General features: G+C 70.8%; 27 protein-coding genes. 19 read left to right on the top strand and 8 right to left on the bottom strand.

Annotated features, from left to right (window positions below; genetic code table 11):
• The first annotated feature begins 418 nt into the window (after positions 1 to 418).
• The 6 genes from MED01_RS21830 (at position 419) to MED01_RS21805 (ending at position 6,214) form a co-directional block, all read left to right on the top strand.
• Positions 419 to 703: a GlsB/YeaQ/YmgE family stress response membrane protein gene (locus MED01_RS21830; RefSeq protein WP_203122726.1), complete on the top strand. Its 285-nt coding sequence runs from the start codon at positions 419 to 421 to the stop codon at positions 701 to 703.
• A 251-nt stretch (positions 704 to 954) separates the two neighbouring features.
• Complete coding sequence (locus MED01_RS21825) at positions 955 to 2,241, top strand: sugar ABC transporter substrate-binding protein (protein WP_238670400.1); 1,287 nt, start codon at positions 955 to 957, stop codon at positions 2,239 to 2,241.
• Positions 2,238 to 3,224, top strand: coding sequence for a carbohydrate ABC transporter permease (locus MED01_RS21820; RefSeq protein ID WP_308193533.1), 987 nt, complete (start codon positions 2,238 to 2,240; stop codon positions 3,222 to 3,224). The genes MED01_RS21825 and MED01_RS21820 overlap by 4 nt, the downstream gene beginning before the upstream one ends.
• A complete protein-coding gene (locus tag MED01_RS21815) occupies positions 3,221 to 4,051 on the top strand; it encodes a carbohydrate ABC transporter permease (RefSeq protein ID WP_238670398.1) in 831 nt (276 codons plus the stop codon). Before MED01_RS21820 ends, MED01_RS21815 begins: the two co-directional genes overlap by 4 nt.
• Before the next feature lie 119 nt (positions 4,052 to 4,170).
• Positions 4,171 to 4,812 carry an MOSC domain-containing protein gene (locus MED01_RS21810; protein ID WP_238670397.1) on the top strand — a complete coding sequence of 214 codons (642 nt, stop codon included), beginning with the start codon at positions 4,171 to 4,173 and terminating at the stop codon, positions 4,810 to 4,812.
• A 208-nt stretch (positions 4,813 to 5,020) separates the two neighbouring features.
• Complete coding sequence (locus MED01_RS21805) at positions 5,021 to 6,214, top strand: low temperature requirement protein A (RefSeq protein WP_238670396.1); 1,194 nt, start codon at positions 5,021 to 5,023, stop codon at positions 6,212 to 6,214.
• A gap of 26 nt (positions 6,215 to 6,240) precedes the next feature.
• Here MED01_RS21805 and MED01_RS21800 read toward each other — a convergent pair whose 3' ends face one another.
• The 3 genes from MED01_RS21800 to MED01_RS21790 form a co-directional block, all read right to left on the bottom strand.
• Complete coding sequence (locus MED01_RS21800; protein ID WP_238670395.1) at positions 6,241 to 7,428, bottom strand: low temperature requirement protein A; 1,188 nt, start codon at positions 7,426 to 7,428, stop codon at positions 6,241 to 6,243.
• Positions 7,429 to 7,620: 192 nt separating this feature from the next.
• Entirely contained in the window at positions 7,621 to 8,523 is a 903-nt protein-coding gene (locus MED01_RS21795) for a phytanoyl-CoA dioxygenase family protein (RefSeq protein ID WP_112604298.1), read from the bottom strand.
• Positions 8,524 to 8,744: 221 nt separating this feature from the next.
• Positions 8,745 to 9,605, bottom strand: a complete 861-nt coding sequence (locus tag MED01_RS21790) for a hypothetical protein (RefSeq protein WP_238670394.1) — start codon at positions 9,603 to 9,605, stop codon at positions 8,745 to 8,747.
• Positions 9,606 to 9,918: 313 nt separating this feature from the next.
• On the opposite strand from MED01_RS21790, the gene MED01_RS21785 reads away from it, so the two are divergent.
• Positions 9,919 to 10,683 carry an SDR family NAD(P)-dependent oxidoreductase gene (locus tag MED01_RS21785; protein WP_238670393.1) on the top strand — a complete coding sequence of 255 codons (765 nt, stop codon included), beginning with the start codon at positions 9,919 to 9,921 and terminating at the stop codon, positions 10,681 to 10,683.
• Between the two features lie 191 nt (positions 10,684 to 10,874).
• On the opposite strand, the gene MED01_RS21780 is transcribed toward MED01_RS21785, so the two are convergent.
• On the bottom strand, positions 10,875 to 11,663 hold the full coding sequence (locus MED01_RS21780; RefSeq protein ID WP_238670392.1) for an enoyl-CoA hydratase-related protein: 789 nt from the start codon (positions 11,661 to 11,663) through the stop codon (positions 10,875 to 10,877).
• A gap of 19 nt (positions 11,664 to 11,682) precedes the next feature.
• Here MED01_RS21780 and hemW point away from each other — a divergent pair, with 19 nt between their 5' ends.
• Entirely contained in the window at positions 11,683 to 12,906 is a 1,224-nt protein-coding gene (gene hemW / locus MED01_RS21775) for a radical SAM family heme chaperone HemW (protein ID WP_238670416.1), read from the top strand.
• A gap of 66 nt (positions 12,907 to 12,972) precedes the next feature.
• Here hemW and MED01_RS21770 read toward each other — a convergent pair whose 3' ends face one another.
• Positions 12,973 to 13,608 (bottom strand): DUF4870 domain-containing protein, encoded by a 636-nt coding sequence (locus MED01_RS21770; protein WP_504899563.1) that lies wholly within the window; start codon positions 13,606 to 13,608, stop codon positions 12,973 to 12,975.
• On the opposite strand from MED01_RS21770, the gene MED01_RS21765 reads away from it, so the two are divergent.
• The 4 genes from MED01_RS21765 (at position 13,598) to MED01_RS21750 (ending at position 16,805) form a co-directional block, all read left to right on the top strand.
• On the top strand, positions 13,598 to 13,741 hold the full coding sequence (locus MED01_RS21765; RefSeq protein WP_238670390.1) for a hypothetical protein: 144 nt from the start codon (positions 13,598 to 13,600) through the stop codon (positions 13,739 to 13,741). The two genes, MED01_RS21770 and MED01_RS21765, sit on opposite strands and share 11 nt — an antisense overlap.
• Before the next feature lie 84 nt (positions 13,742 to 13,825).
• The gene (gene hrcA, locus MED01_RS21760) at positions 13,826 to 14,848 is read left to right on the top strand and encodes a heat-inducible transcriptional repressor HrcA (protein ID WP_091409786.1); all 1,023 of its coding nucleotides are present in this window, start codon (positions 13,826 to 13,828) and stop codon (positions 14,846 to 14,848) included.
• Positions 14,849 to 14,923: 75 nt separating this feature from the next.
• The gene (gene dnaJ, locus MED01_RS21755; protein WP_208758636.1) at positions 14,924 to 16,069 is read left to right on the top strand and encodes a molecular chaperone DnaJ; all 1,146 of its coding nucleotides are present in this window, start codon (positions 14,924 to 14,926) and stop codon (positions 16,067 to 16,069) included.
• Between the two features lies 1 nt (position 16,070).
• Positions 16,071 to 16,805: a 16S rRNA (uracil(1498)-N(3))-methyltransferase gene (locus tag MED01_RS21750; RefSeq protein WP_238670389.1), complete on the top strand. Its 735-nt coding sequence runs from the start codon at positions 16,071 to 16,073 to the stop codon at positions 16,803 to 16,805.
• Positions 16,806 to 16,823: 18 nt separating this feature from the next.
• Here MED01_RS21750 and MED01_RS21745 read toward each other — a convergent pair whose 3' ends face one another.
• Together MED01_RS21745 and MED01_RS21740 are read right to left on the bottom strand one after the other, a co-directional pair.
• Positions 16,824 to 17,450 (bottom strand): polyphosphate kinase 2 family protein, encoded by a 627-nt coding sequence (locus tag MED01_RS21745; protein WP_238670388.1) that lies wholly within the window; start codon positions 17,448 to 17,450, stop codon positions 16,824 to 16,826.
• A gap of 1 nt (position 17,451) precedes the next feature.
• Positions 17,452 to 18,213, bottom strand: a complete 762-nt coding sequence (locus MED01_RS21740) for an SDR family NAD(P)-dependent oxidoreductase (protein WP_238670387.1) — start codon at positions 18,211 to 18,213, stop codon at positions 17,452 to 17,454.
• 100 nt (positions 18,214 to 18,313) lie between these two features.
• Here MED01_RS21740 and MED01_RS21735 point away from each other — a divergent pair, with 100 nt between their 5' ends.
• The 7 genes from MED01_RS21735 (at position 18,314) to era (ending at position 24,428) form a co-directional block, all read left to right on the top strand.
• Positions 18,314 to 18,673 carry a histidine triad nucleotide-binding protein gene (locus MED01_RS21735; RefSeq protein WP_088988083.1) on the top strand — a complete coding sequence of 120 codons (360 nt, stop codon included), beginning with the start codon at positions 18,314 to 18,316 and terminating at the stop codon, positions 18,671 to 18,673.
• A complete protein-coding gene (locus MED01_RS21730; protein ID WP_238670386.1) occupies positions 18,670 to 20,067 on the top strand; it encodes a serine hydrolase domain-containing protein in 1,398 nt (465 codons plus the stop codon). Before MED01_RS21735 ends, MED01_RS21730 begins: the two co-directional genes overlap by 4 nt.
• Positions 20,068 to 20,199: 132 nt before the next feature.
• Complete coding sequence (locus MED01_RS21725) at positions 20,200 to 21,258, top strand: PhoH family protein (protein ID WP_238670385.1); 1,059 nt, start codon at positions 20,200 to 20,202, stop codon at positions 21,256 to 21,258.
• Positions 21,259 to 21,273: 15 nt separating this feature from the next.
• Entirely contained in the window at positions 21,274 to 21,747 is a 474-nt protein-coding gene (gene ybeY / locus MED01_RS21720; RefSeq protein ID WP_030491788.1) for an rRNA maturation RNase YbeY, read from the top strand.
• Entirely contained in the window at positions 21,723 to 23,147 is a 1,425-nt protein-coding gene (locus MED01_RS21715; protein ID WP_238670415.1) for a hemolysin family protein, read from the top strand. The genes ybeY and MED01_RS21715 overlap by 25 nt, the downstream gene beginning before the upstream one ends.
• Positions 23,140 to 23,526: a cytidine deaminase-like protein gene (locus tag MED01_RS21710; RefSeq protein ID WP_238670384.1), complete on the top strand. Its 387-nt coding sequence runs from the start codon at positions 23,140 to 23,142 to the stop codon at positions 23,524 to 23,526. Before MED01_RS21715 ends, MED01_RS21710 begins: the two co-directional genes overlap by 8 nt.
• Before the next feature lie 5 nt (positions 23,527 to 23,531).
• Complete coding sequence (gene era / locus MED01_RS21705) at positions 23,532 to 24,428, top strand: GTPase Era (RefSeq protein ID WP_372493696.1); 897 nt, start codon at positions 23,532 to 23,534, stop codon at positions 24,426 to 24,428.
• Between the two features lie 56 nt (positions 24,429 to 24,484).
• Here era and MED01_RS21700 read toward each other — a convergent pair whose 3' ends face one another.
• Complete coding sequence (locus MED01_RS21700; RefSeq protein WP_238670382.1) at positions 24,485 to 25,294, bottom strand: DUF4097 family beta strand repeat-containing protein; 810 nt, start codon at positions 25,292 to 25,294, stop codon at positions 24,485 to 24,487.
• Positions 25,295 to 25,357 lie beyond the last annotated feature (63 nt).

Here is a 25,357-nt window from a genome sequence, read left to right as displayed (position 1 = left end):
CAACCACCGGTTGAGCCCGCCCACGGAACGGAAACTGTCCAAGATCTCTTGTCAGCTCCGGTTGAACGACGCCATCCGCCTCCGTCGGATGCGGCGCGGCGCGCAACCCGCACGGACCGACATGATCCACTCGGCTTTCATGAAGTCGGGGTATCCCCGCACCTGGACACCGCGGTTTCAAGGAACCCGAGTTGATCATGGCCCGACTGCCCGACTGCCCGACTGCCCGACTGCCGGTCGGCCGGGCGGTCGCGTGGGCGGGGTGGTCGGTGGGGGTGCGGTGGAACGTGCCTTTGTTGGCCAAGTCGTGATCGTTTGGTGAGTGGAGTCGGTTTGGATTTTGGGTGGGTAGGGCAATTAACGGTCACGACAGGAAGCACACGCACCGTGTGTCAGACATTCTTGAAGGAGGGTGGCCGTGGAGCTCACCGTGTGGGGCATCATCACTGCGATCGTTGTTGGTCTCATCGTCGGCGCGCTCGGCCGCCTGGTCGTTCCGGGTCGGCAGAACATGCCGATCTGGCTGCACCTACTGATCGGCGTCGGCGCCGCGCTGCTCGGCACCGTCCTGGCGCGGGCCATCGGCATCGCGACTGAGACGAGCGGCATCGACTGGGGCGAGCTGCTGGTGCAGGTTGTTGTGGCTGCGATCGCTGTCGCGCTGGTGGCCGGTGTGGGTCGCCGCCGCAGCGTCACCCGATAACGACCCGGCATCATCTGACGAGACAGCACCACTGGTAGGACAGCACTACTGGAAAGAGCGCCCGGCCGAGAGCCGGGCGCTCTTTCGTGCTGGAAGGCCCGATTTTGGCCGGATGTTGGAGTGCCGGTCGTCGGGCTGCTGCGGTACGGTCGCCTCGCTTCGGCCAGTCCCGCCCACTGTCGTAAAGGAATTCTCCGTACTAGGGTGCGGCGGAGAAGGTTAGTTCCAGGCGGCGCGAGGGGAGAAGTGGCGTGAACAGGTGGAAGCGGCTGGCCCCGGTCACCGCCATGGTGGCCTCGGCCGCGATGGTGCTGACCGGCTGTGGAGGCTCCGGCGACGACGCGGCTGACGACAGCAAGCTCACGGTCTGGATGATGGGCGAGGGCGGGGACGCGCAGAACTCCTTCCTCGACGGGGTCGAGGCCGAGTTCCGCCAGAAGCACCCCGACACCGACGTGGTGGTGCAGTACATCCCCTGGCTGGAGGCGCCCAAGAAGTTCCAGGCGGCGCTCGCCGGCGGTGAGGGACCGGACATCACCGAGCTGGGCAACACCGAGACTCAGGGTTGGGCCGCCCAGGAGGCGCTCGCCGACGTGAGTGGTCGGATGGGCGGCTGGGCCGACGGCAAGGATCTGCTGCCCGACCTGGTGCGCAACGCTCAGCTCGACGGCAAGCAGTACGGCGTGCCCTGGTACGCGGGTGTGCGCGCCATCTACTACCGCACCGACTGGTTCGCCGAGGCCGGCGTGCAGCCCCCGAAGACCTGGGACGACCTGGTCACGGTGGCCAAGGCCGTGCAGGCGAAGAAGAAGGGCACCTACGGCATCGCGCTGCCCGGCAACTCCGAGCTGCCTTTCTACTCCTTCCTCTGGGGCGCGGGCGGCGAGATCGCCAGCAACCAGGGCGGCACCTGGAAGTCCGGCTACACCACGCCCGAGGCGCAACGGGCCGTCAAGTTCTGGACCGACCTGGTGACCGTGCACAAGGTCGCCCCGCCGGCGGCGGCGGGTTGGAACGAGATCGACGCGCGTACCCAGTTCGCCACCGGCAAGGCCGCGATGGCCTTCGCCGGTAGCTGGCAGCAGGGCGCCATCAAGAAGGACAACCCCGAGATCGAGAAGGTCTGGGGTACGTTCCCGATCCCCGGCCCGGACGGCAAGGCGGCGCCCGGTTTCGCGGGCGGCTCGGACGTGGCGATCTGGAAGGACAGTGAGCGGCAGGACCTGGCCTGGGACTACCTGACAGTGCTGCTGAACAAGAAGAACGCGCAGAGCTTCGCGAGCAGCCTCGGCTTCTTCCCGGTCTACAAGGACCTGGTCTCCGGTGACGCGTACGCGAACGACAAGGTGATGGCGTCGTTCGCCACCACTATGCAGAACACCAAGCTCACGCCGCTCACCCCGAAGTGGGTGGAGGTCAGCCGGACGAAGACGGTGACCCAGGCGATGAACAGCTCGGTCATGAAGGGGCAGAAGACGGTCGAGAAGGCTACCGCCGATGCGGCCGTTGAGATGGAAGGCATTTTGAACAGCAAGTGAGCGCTCAGACAAAAAGTCCGGAGACGGCCGCCGCGCGGGAGACCCCTGTGCGGCGGCGTCGCCGGGTGGACCGCCTGCCCTACCTGCTGCTCCTGCCCGCCCTGCTGATCATCGGGGTGCTGCTGCTCTGGCCGCTCGGCCAGGTGGTGGTGATGTCCTTCTACCGGCTGAACAGCGTCCGGCAACTGCGCGGCGATCGGGAGTGGCCGTGGGTGGGGTTCGGCAACTACGTCGACATCCTCTCCGACCCGTTCTTCCTGACCGTGCTGCGCAACACGGTTCTGTTCGCCGCGGCCAACGTGCTGCTCACCATGGTGCTCGGCACCCTGGTGGGGCTGCTGCTCAACCGGCTCGGTCGCAAGATGGCGACGTTCGTGGCCAGCTGCGTGATGCTCGCCTGGGCAACGCCGGCGCTGACCGGCACCATCGTCTGGAAATGGATCTTCGACGATACGAGTGGCCTGGTCACGTGGCTGTTCAACGCGTTGCCGGATGGGCTGTCGAACAGCCTGTTCGGGCGCAGCGACTGGACCGGCTACGGCTGGTTCAACTCGCCACTGCTCTTTTTCGCCATCCTCACCCTGGTGGTGGTCTGGCACTCGTTCCCGTTCATCGCGGTGAGTGTGCTGGCCGGTCTCAAGAGCGTGCCGAGTGAGCTGCACGAGGCGGCCCGGGTGGACGGCGCCAGCCCGTGGCGGGTCTTCTGGAAGATCACCTTCCCGTTGCTGCGCCCGGTCTTCGGGATCCTGATCGTGCTCTCCACGATCTGGGACTTCAAGGTCTTCACCCAGCAGTTCGTGCTGGCCGGCGGCACCCAGGACCGGCCGACGTTCATGCTCGCCATCTACTCGTACGCCGAAGCCTTCTCTCCGCCGCCCAAGTACGGGCTCGGCGCGGCCATCGCGGTGATCCTCACGCTGATCCTGCTGGTGGTCACCGGCTTCTACGTACGGATGGTGCTCAGGCAGGAGGACGAGTCGTGAAGAAAATCGCCCTCAACGGCGCCGGGCTGCTGGTCGCGCTCTTCGCGGCGTTCCCGGTCTACTGGATGATCTCCACCTCGCTGAAGCCGAGCAGGGAGATCTTCTCGTCCACTCCGCAGCCGGTGCCGACCCATCCGACGCTGGATCACTACCGGGAGATCCTGACCGGCAACCTGATCCCCGGCGTCAGCTTCCTCGACTTCTTCCTCAACAGCGCGCTGGTTGCCGTCTCCACTGTGGTGCTCAGCGGTCTGGTGGCGTTGCTCGCCGCGACAGCGGTGGCCCGGTTCCGTTTCAAGCTGCGGACCAGCTTCCTGATCATGCTGCTGGTGGTGCAGATGATCCCGCTGGAGGCGTTGGTCATCCCGCTGTTTTTGATGATCCAGCGGCTCGGGCTCTACAACACCCTGCCCAGCCTGATCCTCACGTACCTCGGGTTCTCGCTGCCGTTCGCGGTGTGGATGCTGCGCGGCTTCGTCGCCGCGGTGCCCAAGGAACTGGAGGAGGCTGCGGCGATCGACGGGGCCAGCCGGGCCCAGATCTTCCGCCGGGTGCTCTTCCCGCTGGTGGCGCCCGGCCTGGTGGCGACCAGCATCTTCTCCTTCATCACCGCGTGGAACGAGCTGATCTTCGCGTTGACGTTCATCAACGACCAGGGCAGCTACACGCTTCCGGTGGCGATGACCTTCTTCTTCGGCCGGGACGACACCAACTGGGGGCCGGTGATGGCCGCGTCCACCCTGTTCACCCTGCCGGTCATCATCTTCTTCCTGCTGGTGCAGCGTCGGATGGTCTCCGGCCTGGTGGCCGGCGCCGTCAAGGGCTGACCCCCGCGCCCCGGCAGTCCGAGGCCGACGTCGGCCGACGTGCGGAATGCTGACGCCGGTGCCGGATCCCCCGTGCCGGGCAGGTTGGTCGGCGTTGGACCGCCACTAGGCTGGCGGTCATGACGGGCAGGGTGGCAGCGGTGAACCTCGGCATCGTGACCGAGGCTGGGTGGGCCGGCGACGCGAGCGGTCGCAGCGGCATCGACAAGCGGCCGGTCGACGGCCCGGTGTCGCTGCTCACTGGCGGTGTGGCGGGCGACTTCATCGGCGAGCGACCCCAGCACGGCGGCCCCGACCAGGCGGTCTACGCGTACGCGGAGGAGGACGCCGCCTGGTGGGTGGCCGAACTGGGCCGCGCCATACCGCCTGGCGGCTTCGGCGAGAACCTGACCACCTACGCGGTCGACGTGACGGGTGCGGTGATCGGCGAGCAGTGGCAGGTCAGCTCCGCCCTGCTCCAGGTCACCAAGCCGCGCACCCCCTGCACCACGTTCGCCGGGTTCTGGGGCGTACCGGATCTGATCAAGCGGTTCACCGTCCGGGCATCGCCCGGGGCCTACCTGCGGGTGCTGCGCGAGGGGGAGGTCGGCGCGGGCGACCCGGTCGAGGTGGTGGACCGGCCGGCGCACGGTGTCACCATCGGTGAGGTGTTCCGGGCGACCAGCCTGGAGCCGGAGTTGTTGCCTCGGCTGCTCGACGCCGAGGACCTGCCGGCGCCGATCCGGGAGAAGGTCCGACGACGCCTCGCCGCCCAGGGCTGACCGGCCGCGACGGCATCCGCCGCGACGTCGCGGCGAGCACCGACGGTATCCGCCGCGACGAGCACAGACGGCATCCACCGCGACGGCGCGGCGAGCGCCGACAGGCTCGGCGGATCCGACCCGGAAGAAACTCCGATGACGGGCCCAGCGGCGGACTTGCCCGTATTGTCCCCACGGAGGGCGTGCGGCGGGGACCGGGTGGAGCGCGATGTCGATGGCGACGGACGGCGGTGCCGCAGCCGCGTCACACCCCGATCCGGGCGTGGAGCGTCCGGCGTTCCTGGAACTCTTCTTCGACCTCGTCTACGTCTTCGCCCTGGTCACCCTGGCGACGGTGCTGGCCGACAACCTGACCTGGACCGGCATCGTCGAGACGCTGGTGTTGCTGCTCGCGTTCACGATGATCTGGGCGCTGACCGTCTGGACGGCGGACAGCGTCGACCTGACCCGCCCGGCCGGGCAGGGGCAGTTCATCTGGGTGGCGGCTGCCAGCCTGCTGTTGGCCGCGCTCGCCGCCGATGCGTACGGCGACCGCGGGCTGCTGTTCGCCACCACGTACGTGGTCATCCACCTCAGTACCGCGGCCTACTACATGGTGGTCGTCTCGCACCGGAGGCCGCCGCGCCGCAGCGTCCGGATCCTGATCTGGGAGGCTGCCGCGGGCATCGGCTGGATCGGTGGGGCGCTCGTCGGCGGTTCGGGGCAGTTGACGATCTGGGTGCTCGCTGTCGTCGTCGAGTACGGCGCAGCGGCGTTGGGCTGGCCGGTACCCGGGATAGGCCGCTCACGAGCGCGCGACTGGCGGCTGGTCGGCGCGCGGGTGGCCGAGCGTTACCGGCAGTTCGTCATCGTCGCGCTCGGCGTCTCGATCTTCGTGATCGGTACGACCTTCAGCATGAGCGAGTACACGCTTGAGCGAGCCTGGGCTCTACTTGTGGTGTTCACCACCGTCGTGTTGATGTGGCGGATCTACATCTACCGCGCCGGCGAGCTGCTGACCGACGCGATCGCCCGGTCGTCCAACCCGGCGCTGCTCACCCAGTCCGCCGCGGTCACCCATCTGATCATGGTGGCCGGGATCGTCGGCGCGGCGGTCACCAGCCGGCTCGTGCTGGGCCGTCCGTTGGGCGAGACCCCGCCCTCGTGGGCCGCGGTGATCCTCGGCGGGCCCGCGGTGTACCTGGTCGGCCGGGGCGTCCTCGACTTCACGGTGTTCGGGCGGATTTCGCGGTCCCGGCTGGCCGGGTTGGTGCTGCTGGTGGGAGTGGCGCCGACCACGTCCCTGCTGCCGCCGGTGCTGGTCGCCCTGCTCGCCATGACGGTGCTGCTCCTGATCGCCGTGGCGAACCTGGTGAGCACCCGGCGACACGCGCGTACGCCGGCACCGCCGATGCTGGGGTGACTCCGCACGGCGGCCGGAGGGGCCCCTCATCGCGATGGTGCGGCGTCCCCGACCAGCCGTCGGCGCGCGGCCAGCCCTTCCCCGACCAGGGTGACCAGCAGGATCAGGTTCGCCAGCACCAGGGCGGCCAGGGGCGGGATCAGGAGGGTGGCGGGTGCCAGCAGGGCACACAACACCACGATCGCCAGGACCCGGGACCAGAGGGTCCGGCCGGTCACCACGGCATCGAACAGCACGGTGCCGAGCAGGAACAGGGCCGGTCCGCCGAGGGTGGCGACCATCAGCTCGACCGGGGCGCGGCCGAACGGCCGGTCGATGACCAGCGAGGTGCTGGTCGAGACCAGCACCACCCCGGCGACCATGACCAGATGGCTGTACGAGGTGGAGGTGCCGGAGCGGACCCGTTCCACTGTTGCGACGCTCGGTGGTGCCAGGATCCGCTGGACCCGCTGGAAGTAGAGCTGGAACAGCAGGACTGCGCTGACGAACGCGACAGCGCCGGTGGCCACCGCGCCGACGGTGAATCCGCTGCCGGCCAGCCCCGTGCCGGTGCTCAGGATCAACTCGCCGAGCGCGACGATGAAGATCGCCCGGTGCCGCTCGGAGAGGTGCACCCCGGTGAAGATCTGGCTGGCCAGCTCGGTACGCCCCAGCTTCGGCGTCGGCCAGCCGACCCGGGCCGAGCCGAGGTCGACCGCGACCGCGAGCGACCAGAGCACCAGTCGGGCGGTCTCGTCCACGAACACCCCGGCCACCCAGGGCGTCACTGTGACGCCGAACCAGAAGAACACCCTGATGCTCCTGGCCTGGATCGGGCGGTTCACCCGGGTGCCGGGGATCAGGACGGCGTCGCGGACCAGGTGGATGCCGAAGTAGGCCGCGACGAAGAGCCACCCGTACCGACCGAAGGCGTACGGGGTCGCGATCGCCATCAGCAGGGTGCCGAGCATGACCAGCAGGGTGGTCGCCTGGATGATCGGCAGTTGGGGGTTGAACAGGTCGGTGAGCCACGCGGTCAGCACCCAGACCCACCAGGCGGCCAGCAGCAGGACGGCGGTCTGCGCCGCGCCCTGGAAGGTGAGGTTCTCGGCCAGGCTGGCAGCGAGCCGGGAGAACATGAAGATGTAGACGAGATCGAAGAAGAGTTCCAGGAAGGTCGGGTATTCCGGCTCGCCGCGGCGGCGGAGGATCCGGGGGAGCGGAGCGGATGTCACTGCGCTGCCTCCTGTGCCACCCACGCCCTGGGCGGGGGCGCCGCGCCCCGACCTGCGCACCCGCCACGCTACCGACAGTGCGGTCTCCGGTGGCCGGAACGGGCTCGGCCCGAACGGGTCGGGTCCGCAGACGTGGAAACGGCCCCCCGCCAACGCTGGGCGTCGGTGGGGGGCCGTCCTACGAGCGGTGGGTCAGCGGAGCCAGGGGATGTTGCGGTCGAGCAGACCGCGCTCCTTGAGCTCCTTGCGGAGCGGGATCTCGTCGTCGACGTACCCGTCCCAGTTGATGCCCCAGTAGTTGGCGGTGTGGGTGCCCTCACCGATCAGCTGGCGCTGCACGGGGGTGCGGTTGCGGTACCACTCGCCGTTCACGTCGGGGTGCAGCTCGTCCAGCGGACGGATCCACCGGTAGGTGTAGCCAACGAAGAGCATCTTGCGGGTGATGGTCGACAGGTTCGTCGACCGTGAGTGCCACTGCCGGCGGTCGAAGATGAAGGCGTCGCCCGGGTTGGCGGTGATCTCCACCGTGCCCTCCGGGTCGGGGTTCTGCACCGTGAGGTCCGCCGGCCGGGGCAGCGAGTTCTTCAGGTGGCTGCCCGGGATGACCTTGGTGGCGCCGCGGCCGGTCTCGGAGAGGTCCGACAGCACGTACGCGACCTTCAGCGAGAACATCGGCCGAGGCAGGTTCGGGTCCATCGTCTCCGGGTCGGAGTTCTGCCGGTACCCGTCCTGGTGCCAACCCCAGTACGGCTTCTCCGGCTCGGCGGCCGGCGGGGTGACGTCCAGGTGGTTGTGGTGGGTGTAGATGTTCCAGCCGGCCAGCCCCCACATGTACGGGAAGGCGATCGGGTGGGTCAGCAGCTCGCCGAAGAGTTCGTCGCGCTCCAGGAAGCCCAGCAGGTGCAGGGTGCCGTCCTTCTTGGTGGTGCCCTTGGCCTGCTCCTCCGCGTAGACGCGGTCGACCGCCGCCTCCAGCGCCGCCCGGTGGTCCTCCGTCAGGACGTTGCGCAGCAGGAGGAAGCCCTGCTCGTGGAACTCCTTGCGGTCAATGTCGCTGATCGGTTCGTAACCGGTCCGGTCGCCGTAATCGAACACCGCGTCGTACCCCTCCCCATGAGGTGAAACCTTTTCTGGCACAGGCCGCCGATCGTAACGCGGCCGTCCAGGCATCGGGGAGGGTGTGGTGCGGGATTGGGCCACGGCGGGACCCCACGCAGTGAGAGAAACGCACAGAGTGAGATCTGCGTGATCAATAGTGCGATTCGGCGTGCATTGCCCGATTGTGCGGTGACTGCCGGTTAAGAGATCCGGGTCGGTCAACCCTCGTTGAACACCTCGGCGACCACCTGACCGGCGGGGTTCTGTCGGCCGTCCACCCGGCCCCACGAGCCGTCGCGGGCGGTCCATTCCAGGTCGCCGAAGCGGACTCGCTTCACGCCGTGGTCCTGGGCGTGCGAGACCAGCCAGTGCGCGTACCGCCAGCCGTCGCGCTGGTCGCCCGGAGTCACCGCCAACCCGGTCGGGTCGGTCGGGTCGGTGCCCTTCAGCCCCCAGTCGAGCACCAGGTTGCGGGTCAGTTGCGCGGCCGCCGCCGCGCCGTGCATCGCCGGGGTGCGCCCCACCGAGCAGGAGACCGCGCCGCTGGCGTCGCCGAGCAGGGCCCGGCTGAGCACCTCGGAGTCGTCGGCCCACTTCTGGTACGCCTCGGGGAACGCCGAGCGCTGCACCCGCTGGGCGGCGTCGGTGACCCGCATCTTCTCCCAGCCGCGCACCTTCTTGAGGGCCGCGTAGAACCGGTTGGCCGCGTAACGCGGGTCGCGGATCTGCGCCGGAGTGCCCCAACCCTGGCTTGGCCGCTGCTGGAACAGGCCGACCGAGTCACGGTCGCCGTCGGCGAGGTTGCGCAGCCCGGACTCCTGGTACGCGGTGGCGAGCGCGACCACGACGGCCCGCTCGGGCATTCCGCGCTTCGCGCCGATCGCCGCGATGGTCGCCGCGTTGGCCATCTGGTCGGCGTCCAGCGCGACACGTCCGTCGGCCTGCACTGTGCACTTCCGTGCCACCAGCGGCAACCTGAGGTTGTCGCCCACCTGCCGTACGACGAGCCAGATCGCGATCACGGCGACGAGGATGAGCACCACTCCACCCGCCACGGTTGCCCGAGTTCGCACCCACACCCCCAGATCGACAGTTCGCCAAGCGTACGTCCCCGCAGGCCCTCTCCGGGTCGTCCGAGCGGTTCGGGCCAAGCCTGGCCGACTCCGACCAGTTCGGGGCGGCTCCGCTGTGGCGTACCGGTTGGCGACGTTCCCGCTCCGGTCGCGATCTCACCTGCTGCGACGTTCTGTCACCGGTCGGGGCTGTCGTGAGCGTCACCGGGTAACCGACAACGGGAAGCGATTGATCGGTCAAGGACTTAACCGAGTTGACATATCAATCCGACCTACCACCCAAGCCGGGCGCGTTGGTCAGCGAACGAGGAGGAGTTCCATGGGAACGCTCGATGGCAAGGTCGTCCTGATCACCGGCACCGGCGGTGGTCTGGGCCGCGTCGCGGCGCTGACCTTCGCCCGCGAGGGCGCGAAGGTCGTCGGGGCCGACCTCCAGGTCGCCGGCAACGACGAGACGGTCGAACTCGTCCGCCGCGCCGGCGGCGAGATGACCGGCGTCGCGCCGGTCGACCTCACCGACCCCGAGCAGGTACGCAAGCTCGTCGACGATGCCGCTGCCGCCTACGGCGGGCTCGACATCGTCTACAACAACGCAGCCGCTCTCCGCTTCGGCCCGATGCCCGACTTCTCCGTGCAGGACTGGCGCTACACCATCACCGGAGAACTCGACATTCCGTACTTCGTGTCGAAGTTCGCCTGGCCCCACCTGGTCCGGCGCGGCGGCGGTGTCATCATCAGCGCCGCCTCCATGGCCGGGTCGATCGGCGGCCACGTCCCGCCGATGGTCGGTCACACCGCCGCGAACGCCGGCATCATCGGCATGACGCGACAGCTCGCGCTCGAAGGCGCGCCCCACGGCATCCGCGCGGTGGCGGTCAGTCCCGGGCCCACCCTCACTCCGGCCAGCGAACGCGACCTCGGTGACAACCAGGAGGCCCGGGACGCCATCACCGCCAAGACGCTCCTCAAGCGCTTCGCACGTCCCGAGGAGGTCGTCGAGCTGGTGGTCTTCCTCGCGTCCGACCGGGCGTCGTACATCACCGGGGCGAACTACCCGGTCGACGGCGGCGCGACCGCCTGGTGACACCGGCGGAACACCGAGGCTCCGCCGAACGACGACGGCGCCCGGCCAGCCCGGCCGGGAGTCGACCCTCGTCTGCGTCCTTTGCTCTGCTTCACCGGAGGCAACACCGCGTGTCCGATATCCGGACAGCGGCTGTTGCGCCGGTTGAAGCAGAGCAAAGGACCGACGGGCGGCAACGCCTACCCGAATGCTCAGCCGTCGAGAGCGGGCACCCAGCGCGCCGGTCGACGTTCGCGGAACGCCATGACTCCCTCGCGTCCCTCGTCGGAGAGGAAGTAGCCGGTCGAGACGGCGGAGAGGCGGGCCAGGTCGGCGCGCAACTCGGCGGTACCCGGTCGGCGCAGCAACTCCTTCGCGCCGGCCAGCGCCCCCGGCGCGCCGCGCACCAGCGAGTCGCAGTAGGCCCGTACCGCGTCGTCCAGCCCGTCCGCCGGGACCGAGGCCGTCACCAGGCCGATCTCGGCGGCCCGACGGCCGTCGAAGGTGTCGCCGGTCAGGTACAGCGCGGCGGCGGCGCGGGGGTGCAGCCGGGGCAGCACGGTCGCCGAGATGACCGCCGGGATCACCCCGATGCGCACCTCGGTGAACGCGAAGGTCGCCTCGTCGGTGCAGACCGCCAGGTCGGCGGCGGCGATCAGGCCCAGCCCACCGGCCCGCGCCGGCCCGCCGACCCGGGCGAGCACCGGCTTCGGGCACTCCCAGAGCGCCGCGAGCACGTCACCCAACATGCCGGCCGGCACCGTCCCGCTGGCGTACGCCGCCGCGGTCTCCTTCAGGTCCGCGCCGGAGCAGAAGACCGGGCCGGTGTGGTCGAGCACGATCACTCGAACCGCCTCGTCGGCGACCGCGTCCGCCAGCCCGGCCAGCAGTTGGGTCATCAGGCCGGTGGAGAGCGCGTTGCGGTTGTGCGGGCTGTCCAGGGTGAGGGTGGTCACCCCACGGGCCGTGGCGACCCGCACGAGGACGTCGGGAGAGGTCATGCCGGGCACACTAGTGGCCATGCCCGGCGTCCTTCCAGATGGTGAGACCGTCCCCGTCGACGGATCGTTGCCCGCCACCGCCACCACTGCGGTCGGCGCGCGCGGCTTCGGCGTGTACGTGCACGTGCCGTTCTGCGCCAGCCGCTGCGGATACTGCGACTTCAACACCTACACCGCCGCCGAACTGGGTGGCGGTGCCAGCCGTGAGGGGTACGCCGACACGGTGCTGGCCGAGCTGGCGCTCGCCGCCCGGGTGCTCGGCGACAACCCGCCGCCCCGGGTCGACACCGTCTTCGTCGGCGGCGGCACGCCCACCCTGCTCCCCGCCGACGACCTGGCCCGCATCCTCGACGGCATCGACCGCACCTGGGGGCTGGCCGCCGACGCCGAGGTGACCACCGAGGCCAACCCCGAGTCGGTCACCCCGGAATCGTTGAAGCTGCTGCGGGCCGCCGGCTACACCCGGATCTCGCTGGGCATGCAGTCCGCCTCCCCGGGGGTGCTGGCGATCCTGGACCGCAAACACAGCGCCGGCCGAGCCACCGCCGCCGCCCTGGAGGCGCGCGACGCCGGGTTCGAGCACGTCAACCTGGACCTGATCTACGGCACCCCGGGGGAGCGGGCCGAGGACTTCGCCGCCTCGCTGGAGCAGGTCGTCGCCGCCGGGGTGGACCACGTCAGCGCGTACGCCCTGATCGTCGAGGACGGCACCCGGCTCGCCGCCCGGATGCGGCGCGGCGAGCTGGCGTACCCCAGTGACGACGTGGCAGCGGACCGCTACCTGGCCGCGGAGGCCGCTCTCGACGCGGCCGGGCTCTCCTGGTACGAGGTCTCCAACTGGGCCCGCACCGAACAGGCCCGCTGCCGGCACAACCTGCTCTACTGGACCGGCGCGGACTGGTGGGGGCTGGGGCCGGGGGCGCACAGCCACGTCGGCGGGGTGCGCTGGTGGAACGTGAAGCACCCCACGACGTACGCCCAGCGGCTGGCCACCGGCGCGTCACCCGGCCTGGCCCGGGAGGTGCTCACCCCCGACGAGGCGCACATGGAGGACGTGATGCTGCGGCTGCGGCTCTCCAGCGGTCTGCCGCTGGCGGTGCTCGACGCCCCCGGCCGGGCCGGCGCCGAGCGGGCCCTGGCCGGTGGGCTGCTGGCCGCCGACGAGTACGCCGCCGGCCGGGCGGTGCTCACACTGCGCGGGCGGCTGCTCGCCGACGCTGTCGTCCGCGACCTGCTGCCCTGAGTGGCCGCCGCTCCCCGGACCGGAACAGCGGTGAACCGCTCCGGCCGGGGGAGCGGCCGGACCGGTTCACTTGATGAAGTTGGCGGTCATCGGGTAGCGGTACGGGGTGCCCTCGTTGGCCTTCATGCCGGCGATGATCCCGAACAGGATCTGGATCACCACGACGGCGATGCTGGGCAGGAAGAGCAGGCACCAGCTCACGAAGAGCAGCACGAACGCGATGATCGACCAGAGGATCTGGAAGTTCAGGGCGGCGAGGGCGTGCGCCCGGACGGTCGGCGACTGCTGACCCCGGGCCAGGTAGGCGATGAGCGGGGCGACGAAGCCCAGCGGACCAAAGCTGACCAGTGCGCCGAGGGCGCCGCCGAAGTGCGCGACAAGGGCCCAGGTCTTGTCCTCGTTGTTGGCGTAGCCGCCGCCGGGGCCGCCGTAGGCCCCACCGGCCGGGTAGCCGCCGGGTGGGGGGTAGCCCCCGGGCGGGGGGTAGCCGCCTGCCGGAGGGTAGCCGCCTGACGGCGGTTGGTCACCGGTGGGCGGCGGATAGCCACCGGCCGGGGGATAGCCGGCCGGGCCGGGTGCCCCGGACAGTGGTGCGGTGGGCGGCTCGGCCGACGGGGACGGGCCTGGGGAGGTGGGCTCCGGCGGGTAGTTGCCGGGGTCGCCCGACCCGGGAGGGCGAGGAGGTTCAGTCATGGATGTCACGGTAGGTGCCCGTGGCAACGCCGCACCAGAGCGACACCGCCCGGCAGTGCGGGCCGATCGGCCCAACGCCGGTGGCGTGGGCCGCACCGACGGGTGGCCGTTGATCATCGCGTCGGCGGGCCCGCCGACGTAGACTGGCACTCGTTACAGTCGAGTGCCAGGACGGCCCGGCCGGCCCAGAGCGCCGGCGGCCGACGTGCGACAGGAGGTGCGGAGGATGGGTCTCGACGACCGGAAACTCGCAGTGCTCCGCGCCATCGTCGAAGACTACGTCTCCACCCAGGAGCCGGTCGGCAGCAAGGCGCTGGTCGAGCGGCACCAGCTCGGGGTCTCCCCGGCCACGGTCCGCAACGACATGGCCGTGCTGGAGGAGGAGGGCTACATCCGGCAGCCGCACACCAGTGCCGGCCGGGTGCCCACCGACCGCGGCTACCGCCTCTTCGTCGACAGGCTTTCCCGGGTCAAGCCGCTCAGCCCGGCCGAGCGCCGGGCCATCGAGCGGTTCCTGGTCGGCGCTGTCGACCTCGACGATGTGGTGCACCGCACTGTGCGGTTGCTCGCCCAGCTGACCCGGCAGGTCGCCGTCGTTCAGTACCCGAGCCTGGCCCGCTCCTCGGTGCGTCACCTGGAGCTGGTGCCGATCTCCACCACCCGGCTGATGCTCGTCATGATCGCCGACACCGGGCGGGTGGAACAGCGACTCGTGGAGCTGCCCGGCCCGGTGCCCGCCGACGACGTCACCGACCTGCGTCGACTGATCAACGAGAAGCTCGCCAACGCCCGGCTGTCCGAGACGCCGCCGCTGGTGCAGGCGCTTGTCGAGGAAGCGCCGACCGGGCTGCGCCCGACCATGACCACGCTCGCCACCGTCCTGCTGGAGACGCTCGTCGAGCGGCACGAGGAACGGATCGCGCTCGCCGGCACCGCGAACCTCACCCGGGGCGGCCTGCTCGACTTCCAGGGCTCGCTGCGGCCGATCCTCGAAGCTCTGGAGGAGGAGGTCGTGCTGCTCAAGCTCATCGGCGAGACCGAGCCGAGCACGACCCGGGTGCTGATCGGCGACGAGAACGAGTTCGACAACCTGCGCGCCGCCTCGGTGGTCAGCACCGGGTACGGCCCGGGCACCACCATCGTGGGTGGCCTGGGGGTGCTGGGGCCCACCCGGATGGACTACCCCGGCAACATCGCCACGGTGCGCGCCGTGGCACGCTACGTGGGCGAGTTGCTGGCCCAGAACTGATTGGTCAGGGCCGATGCGGCCGGCTGCGGCCGCCGACCGGCGCAACGCGAGACGAACATGAGGACACGGAACGCAGTGGCCAGGGACTACTACGGCATTCTCGGTGTGAGCCGGGAAGCCTCCGATGACGAGATCAAGCGCGCCTACCGCAAGCTGGCACGCCAGTTCCACCCGGACGTCAATCCGGACCCGGAGGCTCAGGAGAAGTTCAAGGACATCAACGCCGCGTACGAGGTGCTCTCGGACGACCGGAAGCGGCAGATCGTCGACCTGGGTGGCGACCCGCTCGCCCCGGGTGGCGGTGGCGCTGGCGGCCCGGGTGGCCCCGGAGGCGCCGGCCCGTTCGTCGGTTTCCAGGACATCATGGACGCGTTCTTCGGCGGTGCCGGAGGTGGCGCCCGTGGCCCACGGCCGCGTACCCGCCCAGGCGCCGACGCGATCCTGCGGCTCGAACTCGACCTGCACGAGACGGCCTTCGGCGTGGAGGCCCCGATCACCGTCGACACCGCTGTGCTCTGCACCACCTGCTCCGGTGCCGGCACGGCCGCCGGCACGCACCTGGCGACCTGCGAGGCGTGTGCTGGCCGGGGCGAGGTGCAGTCGGTGCAGCGCACCTTCCTCGGCCAGGTGGTCTCCGCCCGGCCGTGCACCGTGTGCCAGGGCTACGGCACCACCATCCCGCACCCCTGCCCCACCTGCGCCGGCGACGGCCGGGTGCGGACCCGCCGTTCGCTGACCGTCAAGATCCCGGCCGGTGTCGAGGACGGCATGCGGATCCGGCTGGCCCAGCAGGGCGAGGTGGGCCCCGGCGGCGGCACCGCCGGCGACCTCTACGTGGAGATCCACGAGCGTCCGCACGACGTGTACTCCCGCAAGGGCGACGACCTGCACTGCCGGGTCACCGTGCCGATGACGGCGGCGGCGCTGGGCACCCGGCTGACCATCAAGACGCTGGACAGCGAGGAGACCGTCGACGTCAAGGCCGGCACCCAGCCGGCCAGCACGCTGCGACTGCGCGCCCGGGGCGTGCCGCACCTGCGCGGCACCGGCCGAGGCGACCTCTACGTCCACCTGGACGTGCGGACGCCGACCAAGCTCGACCCGGACCAGGAGAAGATGCTGCGCGACTTCGCCAAGACCCGTGGCGAGGAGGTCGCTGAGTTGTCCAAGCAGGGCGGCTTCTTCTCCCGGATGCGCGACGCGTTCAACGGGCACGCCTGAGGTGTCCGCACCGCTGTTCCTGGTGGAGGCGCTGCCCACCGGCGACGCGCTCACAGTGGACGGCCCGGAGGGGCACCACGCCGCGACAGTGCAGCGGCTGCGCGTCGGCGAGGAACTGCTGCTCGCCGACGGCCGGGGTGGCACGGCCGCCGCCGTGGTCACCGCCGTCGGCCGGGGCAGCCTGGAGGTCACCATCACCTCCCGGGGGTACGCGGACGCGCCGGTACCCCGGCTGGTGACAGTGCAGGGCATCGCCAAGGGCGACCGGGGTGAGCTGGCCGTGCAGGCGATGACCGAGGTCGGGGTGGACGAGATCGTGCCCTGGGCGGCGTCGCGCTCGGTGACCCAGTGGCGCGGCGACCGGGGCGTACGCGCCCGGGAGAAGTGGGTGGCCACCGCCCGGGAGGCGGCCAAGCAGGCCCGCCGGCCGTGGCTGCCGGTGGTGGCCGGCGCGCCGGACGAGTCCACCGCCACTGTGGCCCGTCGGATCGCCGGTGCCGCCGCCGGGTTCGTGCTGCACGAGGAGGCCGAAGACCGGCTCACCACCGCAGAGCTGCCCACCACCGGCGAGATCGTGCTGGTGATCGGCCCGGAGGGTGGCATCGCCCCGGCCGAGCTGACCGCCTTCGCCGAGGCCGGCGGGCGACCCGTACGCCTCGGACCGGCAGTGCTGCGCACCTCCACCGCCGGCGTGGCGGCCCTCAGTGTGCTCGCCGCCCGCCTCGGCCGCTGGTGACAGTGGGTTCTGGTTGGTTCAGGGCCGGGGAAACACCGGCACCACCTCTTCCTCCGGCCCGAGGTCCAGCCCGGCCGGCCCGATGATCTGCGGGTCAGGTGCGCCGACCACTGCGAGGTCCTTGCCGGTGTAGTCGAAGCGGTGCAGCACGTGCCGCATCGCCTCCAGCCGGGCCCGCTTCTTGTCGTTGCTCTTCACCACAGTCCACGGCGCGTCGGCCGTGTCGGTCCAGAAGAACATCGCCTCCTTGGCCTCGGTGTACTCGTCCCAGCGGTCGAGTGAGGCGATGTCCATCGGAGACAGCTTCCACTGCCGGACCGGGTCGACCTGGCGGATCGCGAACCGGGTGCGCTGCTCGTTCTGCGAGACGGAGAACCAGAACTTGACCAGCCGGATGCCCGAGCGCACCAGCATCCGTTCCAGCTCCGGGGCCTGCCGCAGGAACTCCAGGTACTCCTTGCGGCTACAGAAGCCCATCACCCGCTCCACGCCGGCCCGGTTGTACCAGGAACGGTCGAACAGCACGATCTCACCGGCCGCCGGCAGGTGTGCCAGCCACCGCTGGAAGTACCACTGGGCGGCTTCCCGCTCGTCCGGCTTGGCGAGCGCCACCACCGACGCGCCACGCGGGTTGAGGTGCTCCACCTCAGCTGCGCAGGTAGGAGGCGCCGTTGACGTCGACGATCGTGCCCGAGGCCCACTCGGCCTGCGGCGAGGCCAGCCAGTGCACGGCGGCGGCGATCTCCTCCGGTTTGCCCACCCGGTCGAACGGGCTCTGCGCCCGGATCGCCGCGCCCTCCGCACCGCGCAGGTACTCGGTGACCATGTCCGTCGCCACGAAGCCCGGCGCGACGGTGGCGACAGTGATGCCGTACGGCGCGAGCGCCACGGCGAGGGACTGGCCCAGCGCGTTCAGCCCCGCCTTGCTGGCACCGTACGCCGGCTGGTGCGGCTCGCCGCGGAACGCGCCACGGGACGAGACGTTGACGATCCGCCCGCCGCGTTCGCGCATGTGCTGGGCGGCGCACCAGGTGACGTTGCCGGCGCCGGTCAGGTTGGTCTCCAGCACCTGCCGCCAGCGCTGCTGCCACTGTTCGTACGAGGCGCCGAAGATGGGGTGCGGGTCGTCGCGGTCGCCGTACGTCCCGGCGTTGTTGACCAGCACGTCCAGCCCACCGAGCAGTTCGGCGGCCCGGTCGACCATGACCCGGACCGCGTCCGGATCGGTGAGGTCGGCGCGGACCACCACGTGCCCGGCGCCGGGCAGTTGCCCGCGCAGCTCCTCGGCCGCATCGGCGGAGTCGCGGTGATGGATGGCCACCCGGTCGCCGCCCGCTGCGAACGCCTCCGCCACCGCGCGGCCGATCCCGCGCGAGGCACCGGTCACGAGTACCGCCCGATCCGTCATGCCGGCCATCCTGCCTCAGCCGTGCCGCCCCCCTGCGAACGGGCCGGCGGCGCACGCTGCGCCGCGGCGCCCCCGGCCGGTTAGTCCTTACACTGCCCCGATGGGATCCGACTGCCTGTTCTGCCGCATCGTCGCCGGGGAGATTCCGGCCACAGTGGTCCGGGAGACCGACACCACGCTCGCCTTCCGCGACATCGACCCGAAGGCGCCGGTGCACGTCCTGGTCATTCCGAAGGAGCACTACGCCGACGTCGCGACGCTCGCCCAGGGTGACCCGGCGCTGGCCGCCGACGTGCTGGCGACGTCCGCCGCCGTGGCCGAGGACGAGGGGCTGCTCGGCGACGGGTTCCGGCTGATGTTCAACACCGGCGCGTACGGCGGGCAGGAGGTGTTCCACGTGCACGCGCACCTGCTCGGTGGTGCGCCGCTCGGCCCGATGCTCGCCCGGGACCTGGCGTGACCCCAGGTGCGGCGCCCGGCTCTCGGGCGGACGAGCACCTGGACCGGTTGGTCCGGCGGGTGCAGGCCGAAGCCCGGGTTCCGGCGGTGTCCGCGGCGCTGCACCGGGCCGACCGGCCGCTCTGGAGCTGCACCGTCGGCGAGACCGGCACCGACAGCCCTCTGGGCGCGGGCACCCAGTTCCGGATCGGCTCGATCACCAAGACGTTCACCGCGGCGCTGGTCCTGCAGTGCCGCGACGACGGGCTGCTGGACCTGGACGACCCGGTGGGCCGGCACCTGGACCTCCCGGCGCACGGCGACCTGACCGTACGTCGGTTGCTGTCGCACACCGGTGGCCTGCAACGCGAGCCGTTCGGCGACGTGTGGGACAGCCTGCGCGCACCGGACGACGACCAACTTGTCGCCGAGTTGGACCGGGCCGAGCGGGTGCTGCCGACCGGCCGCCGGTTCCACTACTCCAACCTGGGCGTGGCCGTACTCGGCCAACTCGTGGCCAGGTGCCGGGGCGGCAGCTGGGCGCAGGCGCTCACCGAGCGGATCCTGACGCCGCTGGGGCTGACCGACACCACAGTGAGCCCACTGCCGACGGCGGCCACCGGGTTCCTGGTCGACGCGTACTCCGACGAGGCGCACCCCGAACCGCCGACCGACTTCGGCGCGGTCGGCCCGGCCGCCCAGCTCTGGAGCACCGCTACCGACATGGCCCGCTGGGCGGCGTTCCTGGCCGACCCGGCGGCGCTGGACCCGGCCGGCGTGGTCCTCGCCCCGGCCACCCTCGACGAGATGCGCTGGCCGCTGACCACCACCGACGAGACGCTCTGGGGCGCGGGCTTCGGGCTGGGGCTGATCCTGGTCCCGCAGGGGGAGCGGGTGATGCACGTGGGGCACGACGGGGCGATGCCCGGGTTCCTCTCCGGGGCGTACGGCCGCCGCGGCGGTGACGGCACGCCCGGGGCGATGGGCGCCGCGGTGCTCGGCTCGTCCGGCACGGCGACCGAACTGTTCGACCTGTCGCACCGGCTGCTCGCCGCTGCCGTCGAGCACGACCCGGCCGAGATCGAGCCCTGGCGACCCGGCGCACCCGCGCCGGCCGCCCTGCGGGGTGCGCTCGGCCGCTGGTGGGGCGAGGGCTCCGAGTACGTCTTCTCGTGGCACGACGGCACCCTGCGGGCACGTGGGGTCGGTGACCCGACCGGACGTCCGCCGGCGATCTTCACGCCGTTGCCGGACCAGCCTGACGTGTTCCGGGTGGTCTCCGGTCGGGAGGTCGGTGAGCTGCTGCGGCTGACCCGGGACGAGGCCGGCGCGGTGGTCCGGATGCACTGGGCGACGTACCGGTTCACCCGTCACCAGGAGACCTTCGACCGGTACGACTTCCGGGCCGGGAGTTGATCGCGGCCAGCGGAAATGGGCGCGATGCGGCCCGCGTTGAACCGATACGATGGGTGTAACGTCCGCACGCCAGGCCCAGCAGGCCGGCGCCGAGATCGAGAGCAGGTGGCGCAGGGCCCTTCGGCCCAACCTATGACCGGCACCCCACCTCCCGGCCCGCCCCGGGTGCAGACCAGGATCACCGTGCCCGACCCGAAGATCATGGTCAATCTGCTCGGCGCAGGCGACGAGATCCTCAGACTCGTCGAACGCTCGGTCACCAGTGACGTGCACGTTCGCGGCAACGAGATCACCATCACCGGTGACCCTGCGGACAACGCCCTCGCCGAGCGGGTCTTCAGCGAGCTCCTCGAACTCATCGAGAAAGGCGAGACCCTGACCACTGACGCCGTCCGGCGTACCGTCGGCATGCTCGAGCAGGGCAGCGCCGAGCGGCCCGCCGAGGTCCTGACGCTCAACATCCTCTCCCGGCGCGGGCGCACCATCCGCCCCAAGACGCTCGGGCAGAAGAAGTACGTCGACGCTATCGACACGCACACCATCGTCTTCGGCATCGGCCCTGCCGGCACCGGAAAGACCTACCTGGCGATGGCGAAGGCCGTCCAGGCGTTGCAGGCCAAGCAGGTCAACCGGATCATCCTCACCCGGCCGGCGGTCGAGGCGGGCGAGCGGCTGGGCTTCCTGCCCGGGACGCTCAACGAGAAGATCGATCCGTACCTGCGCCCGCTCTACGACGCGCTGCACGACATGCTCGACCCGGAGACCATCCCGAAGCTGATGGCCGCCGGCACGATCGAGGTCGCCCCCCTCGCCTACATGCGGGGACGGACGCTCAACGACGCGTTCATCATCCTGGACGAGGCGCAGAACACGACGCCCGAGCAGATGAAGATGTTCCTCACCCGACTCGGCTTCAACTCCAAGATCGTCGTGACCGGTGACATCACCCAGGTGGACCTTCCCGGTGGGACGAGCAGCGGCCTGCGGGTGGTTCGGGAGATCCTGGAAAACGTCGACGACGTGCACTTCTCCCAGTTGTCCAGCTCCGACGTGGTCCGCCACCAGCTGGTCGGGGAGATCGTCGACGCGTACGCCCGCTGGGACGCCGAGCGGGAGAACCAGCAGGCGCAGGGCGTTCACGCCGTGCCTGGGCGACCCGCCCAGGGCGGCCGGGCCGGCCGCCGCCGCTAAAGCAGAGGAAAGCAGTTGTCCATCGAGATCGCCAACGAGTCCGGTGTCGACGTCGACACCGATGCCGTGCTCGCCGTCGCCCGGCACGCCCTCGACGAGATGGGGGTCAACCCCCTCGCCGAGCTGTCCGTGCTGCTCGTCGACATCGACTACATGACCGAGCTGAACCACCGTTGGATGGGTGGCGACGGCCCGACCGACGTGCTCGCCTTCCCCATGGACGAGGGCAGCGTCGACCACGGCCCGGGTGAGTCCGCGCCGGCCGGCGGCGAGCCCGCCCTGCTCGGCGACATCGTGCTCTGTCCGGAGGTGGCGGCCAAGCAGGCGGCGACCGCAGGGCACGCGCCGGCCGACGAGCTGCACCTGCTCACCGTGCACGGGGTGCTGCACCTGCTCGGTTATGACCACGCCGAGCCGGAGGAGGAGCGGGAGATGTTCGCACTCCAGGCTCGGCTGCTGGCGAGCTGGCGGTCGACCCGCACCCAGTGATGTCCACTTCTCCGTTACTCGCGGCCGGCGCCACCGCTGGCCTTCCCGACTTTCAGCTGATCGTCTTCGCGGCCGGTCTGGTGGTGCTGGCCGGCCTGATCGCGATGACCGAGGCGGCCCTCGCCGCGGTCTCACCGGCCCGAGCGGCCGAGCTGGCCCGCGACGGCGTGCGCGGCGCCCGTACCCTCCAGGTAGTGGCCGGCGACGTCGTTCGGCACCTCAACCTGCTCCTGCTGTTGCGGCTGCTCGCCGAGCTGACCGCCACCACACTGGTGGCGCTCGTGGCGGTGGACAGCTTCGGCGCCGGCTGGCGGGCCGCGCTGGTGACCGCCGGTGCGATGACAGTGGTCAGCTTCGTGGTGGTGGGCGTCGCCCCGCGCACCATCGGCCGGCAGCACGCCTACGCCGTGGGTCGTGCGGTGGCGCCGCTGGTCCGCTGGCTGGGCCGGGCGCTCAACCCGCTCGCGTCGCTGCTGATCCTGATCGGCAACGCGGTCACCCCCGGGCGCGGCTTCCGGGAAGGCCCGTTCGCCACCCAGGTGGAGTTGCGGGAGCTTGTCGACCTGGCCGAGCAGCGTGGCGTGGTCGAGCACGGCGAACGCCAGATGATCCACTCCGTCTTCGCGCTCGGCGACACCATCGCCCGTGAGGTGATGGTGCCGCGCACCGAGATGGTGTGGATCGAGGAGGGCAAGACACTCGAACAGGCGCTGGCGCTCTTCCTCCGCTCCGGTTTCTCCCGCATCCCGGTGATCGGCGAGAGCGTCGACGACGTGCTGGGGGTGCTCTACCTCAAGGACCTGATCCGGCGCTCCCGTGGCGGCGACCCGGGGGCCGAACAGTTGCCGGTGGCCGAGCTGATGCGCCCGGCGACCTTCGTACCGGAGTCCAAGCCGGTCGACGACCTGCTGTCCGAGATGCAGGCGGCCCGCAACCACCTGGTCATCGTTGTCGACGAGTACGGCGGCACCGGCGGTCTGGTCACCATCGAGGACATCCTGGAGGAGATCGTCGGCGAAATCACCGACGAGTACGATGTCGAACGCCCGCCCGTCGAACGTCTGGCGGACTCCTCGGTGCGGGTGACCGCCCGCCTGCCGGTGGAGAATCTCGGCGAGATGTTCGACACCGACCTGCCCACCGACGAGGTGGAGACGGTCGGCGGTCTGCTCGCCCAGTCGCTGGGGCGGGTGCCGATCCCGGGTGCCGAGGCCGAGGTCGCCGGTCTCCGCCTGGTCGCCGAGGGCACCACCGGCCGGCGCAACCGGATCGACACCGTTCTGGTCAGCCGGGTGGAGCCGGGCCATGAGCAGGACACCGCGGGGCGCGGCGAGCACGCCGACCCCGGGGACGACACTGACAACTACCGAGACGATGAGAGGCAATCCGCCGATGCCTGACACACCCGCCGCGCCTGCCGCCCGGCCCACCCCCACCGCGTCGGGAGCGCTGAGCGCCGAGGACGGCAAGCTCGTCGTCCTGGCCCGGGGAGCCCGCGCGCGGGTCGGGGCCGTGGAGGGCGCCGCGGTCCGCGACCAGGACGGCCGGACGTACGCGGCGGCCAGTGTCGCGCTGCCGTCGCTGACGCTCACCGCGTTGCAGTTGGCGGTGGCGTCGGCCGTGGCGGCCGGGGCGAGTCGGTTGGAGGCGGCGGTGGTGGTGACCGAGGCGTCGACGCTGGATGGTGCCGGTCACGCGGCGGTACGGGACCTCGCGGCGGACGCACCTGTCCACCTGGCCGCTCCGGACGGCACCGTCCTCGGCACGGTGACCCAGTGAGCCCGGTGCAGGATCCGGAGGCGCGACCGTACCGGGCCGGGTTCGGCTGCTTCGTCGGTCGCCCCAACGCCGGCAAGTCGACGTTGACCAACGCCATCGTCGGCACCAAGATCGCCATCACCTCGAACAAGCCGCAGACGACCCGGCACGTCATCCGGGCGGTGCTGCACCGGCCCGAGTCGCAGCTGGTCCTGGTCGACACGCCGGGCCTGCACCGCCCCCGTACGCTGCTCGGCGAACGTCTCAACGACCTGGTCCGGTCCACCTGGACCGAGGTCGACGTGATCGGCCTGTGCATCCCCGCCGACGAGCCGGTCGGGCGCGGTGACCGGTTCATCACCGGCGAGCTGGCCGAGTTGAAGGCGACAGTGCTGGCGGTGGTCACCAAGACCGACCTGGTGGACAAGCGTCGCCTGGCGGAGCAGTTGCTCGCGGTCAGCAAGATGGGGGAGTTCGCCGAGATCGTGCCGGTGAGCGCGGTGTCCGGGCACCAGGTGGACACCCTCGTCGACGTGATGACCAAGTATCTGCCGCCGTCGCCGCAGCTCTACCCGGACGACATGCTCACCGACGACCCCGAGCAGGTGCTGGTCGCCGAACTGATCCGGGAGGCCGCCCTGGAGGGGGTCCGCGACGAGTTGCCACACTCCATCGCCGTGGTGGTGGAGGAGATGATCCCCGAGGGCCAGGTCATGAAGATCTACGCCGACCTGTACGTGGAGCGGCCCAGCCAGAAGGCCATCGTGCTCGGGCACAAGGCGAGTCGGCTCAAGGAGGTCGGCACCACCGCCCGCAAGCAGATCGAGGAGCTGCTCGGCAGCCGGGTCTACCTCGACCTGCACGTGCGGGTCGCGAAGGACTGGCAGCGCGACCCGAGGCAACTGCGCAAGCTGGGCTTCTGATCCACCTCGTCGGCGGTGCCCGAAGCGGACGGCCGGGGCGACGACCGGCGTCGAGATCAACGCTCGCTGATCGTGAGGTTGCCGCTCTTTGCCGAACCGTCGAGCACCAGGGACGCCGCCGGGTTGTCGGCGACGGTGATGGTCTCGTCACCGGAGTCGGCGTTGGACCGGACCCGGTAGCTGCCCTGCGGCACCAGCAGCGTGACGTCACCACTGGAGGCGTGGACCCGGGCCGAGGCGGGCTTGTCCAGCTCCACGTCGACATTGCCCGAGCTGGCCTCGGCGTCGACAGCGCCGCCCAGCCGGCGTGCGGTGATGTCCCCCGACGAGGCGCGCAGCCGTACGGCCGCGGCGGCCTCGTTCACCTCGATGTTGCCCGAGCGGGCCTCCACCCCGACCGCGCCCGACGCACCGGAGATCCGTACGTCGCCCGAGCGCACCTGTAGGTCCACGGTGCCGACGCGGCTCAGCTCGACGTTGCCGGAGCTGGTCTCGCCCTGCACCGCCACACCCTCTGGCACCGTCACCTCGTAGGAGATGCTGCACCGCGAGCCACAGTCGGTGTTCAGCACCAGCTCGCTGCCCTTGATCTCGTAGCGGGTGTTGTCCGGTTCGCCGCCCTGGTAGCGAACCACTCGCTTGATCCGCACCTCGGACGCCGAGCCGGTGCCGCGGACCACAACGTCGCCAGAACCCCCGGAGACCCGGACCGCGGTGATCCGGACCGCCTCGGTGTTGTCGTAGTCGAGCCGACGGAACGACAGGTTGTCGCACCCGGCGAGCACGATGAGGGTGGTGGTGAGCCCTAGCGCGACGGGAGCGGCGACGCGACGACGGCGGGGGGTGGTGGTCAGGTGCAGTGCCATGACCAGCACGCTACGGCCGAGCACGAGACGGCCGCATCGGGGTTCATCCGCGCTTGCACCCCG

The organism is Micromonospora alfalfae, from assembly GCF_022230925.1.
In the GTDB taxonomy this organism is placed as follows: Bacteria; Actinomycetota; Actinomycetes; order Mycobacteriales; family Micromonosporaceae; genus Micromonospora; species Micromonospora alfalfae.
This window is presented reverse-complemented; position numbering and strand designations above follow the sequence as displayed.